Genomic DNA, 1,908 nt, shown 5'->3' on the forward strand with positions numbered 1-1,908 from the left:
ACGTGCCTACACCCTTACCCCGGGACAACCACCGCCCGGGATGGACTACCTTCCTGCGTCACCCCATCACTCACCTACTACAGGTCTGGTCCGTCGGCTCCACCACTCCCCTTTGCCCGAAGGCTCCGGGGCGGCTTCACGGACTTAGCATCGCCTGGTTCAATGTTTGACGCTTCACAGCGGGTACCGGAATATCAACCGGTTATCCATCGACTACGCCTGTCGGCCTCGCCTTAGGTCCCGACTTACCCTGGGCAGATCAGCTTGACCCAGGAACCCTTAGTCAATCGGCGCACACGTTTCTCACGTGTGTATCGCTACTCATGCCTGCATTCTCACTCGTGAACCGTCCACCACTGCCTTCCGGCGCGGCTTCACCCGGCACACGACGCTCCCCTACCCATCACAGCAGGCGTTGGCCCTATTGCTGCAATGACACGACTTCGGCGGTACGCTTGAGCCCCGCTACATTGTCGGCGCGGAATCACTAGACCAGTGAGCTATTACGCACTCTTTCAAGGGTGGCTGCTTCTAAGCCAACCTCCTGGTTGTCTGTGCGACTCCACATCCTTTCCCACTTAGCGTACGCTTAGGGGCCTTAGTCGATGCTCTGGGCTGTTTCCCTCTCGACCATGGAGCTTATCCCCCACAGTCTCACTGCCGCGCTCTCACTTACCGGCATTCGGAGTTTGGCTAAGGTCAGTAACCCGGTAGGGCCCATCGCCTATCCAGTGCTCTACCTCCGGCAAGAAACACACGACGCTGCACCTAAATGCATTTCGGGGAGAACCAGCTATCACGGAGTTTGATTGGCCTTTCACCCCTAACCACAGGTCATCCCCCAGGTTTTCAACCCTGGTGGGTTCGGTCCTCCACGACCTCTTACAGCCGCTTCAACCTGCCCATGGCTAGATCACTCCGCTTCGGGTCTTGAGCGCGCTACTAAATCGCCCTATTCGGACTCGCTTTCGCTACGGCTTCCCCACACGGGTTAACCTCGCAACACACCGCAAACTCGCAGGCTCATTCTTCAAAAGGCACGCAGTCACGACGCACTGAGTAAACTCAATGCGCGACGCTCCCACGGCTTGTAGGCACACGGTTTCAGGTACTATTTCACTCCGCTCCCGCGGTACTTTTCACCATTCCCTCACGGTACTATCCGCTATCGGTCACCAGGGAATATTTAGGCTTAGCGGGTGGTCCCGCCAGATTCACACGGGATTTCTCGGGCCCCGTGCTACTTGGGTGTTTCTCAAACGAGCCGTTGATGTTTCGACTACGGGGGTCTTACCCTCTACGCCGGACCTTTCGCATGTCCTTCGCCTACATCAACGGTTTCTGACTCGTCTCACGGCCGGCAGACCGTGAAAGAGAAATCCCACAACCCCACATGCGCAACCCCTGCCGGGTCTCACACGCATATGGTTTGGCCTCATCCAGTTTCGCTCGCCACTACTCCCGGAATCACGGTTGTTTTCTCTTCCTGCGGGTACTGAGATGTTTCACTTCCCCGCGTTCCCTCCACTTGCCCTATGTGTTCAGGCAAGGGTGACAGCCCATGACGACTGCCGGGTTTCCCCATTCGGAAACCCCCGGATCAAAGCCTGGTTGACGACTCCCCGGGGACTATCGTGGCCTCCCACGTCCTTCATCGGTTCCTGGTGCCAAGGCATCCACCGTGCGCCCTTAAAAACTTGGCCACAGATGCTCGCGTCCACTGTGCAGTTCTCAAACAACGACCAACCACCCATCACCCCCGGTTCACACCGGAGTTCACTGGGGCCGGCACTGAAGGCAGCCAACGATCGGCCGTACCTTCAGACACCCAACAGCGTGCCCGACACCCTCGCCACTCCGATCAGCTTTCCACGCCCCGAAGGACAGTACTCGCAGCCTGAGATGACA

1 rRNA gene (cut by a window edge) is annotated in these 1,908 nt (G+C 58.0%); it reads right to left on the minus strand.

What is annotated here, in order from left to right:
* A 23S ribosomal RNA gene (locus ACFVTC_RS42700) occupies positions 1 to 1,703 on the minus strand; it reaches 1,487 nt to the left of the window's first position.
* Positions 1,704 to 1,908: the final 205 nt, after the last annotated feature.

The organism is Streptomyces sp. NPDC057950 (genome assembly GCF_042887295.1).
Classification (GTDB): domain Bacteria; phylum Actinomycetota; class Actinomycetes; order Streptomycetales; family Streptomycetaceae; genus Streptomyces; species Streptomyces kaempferi.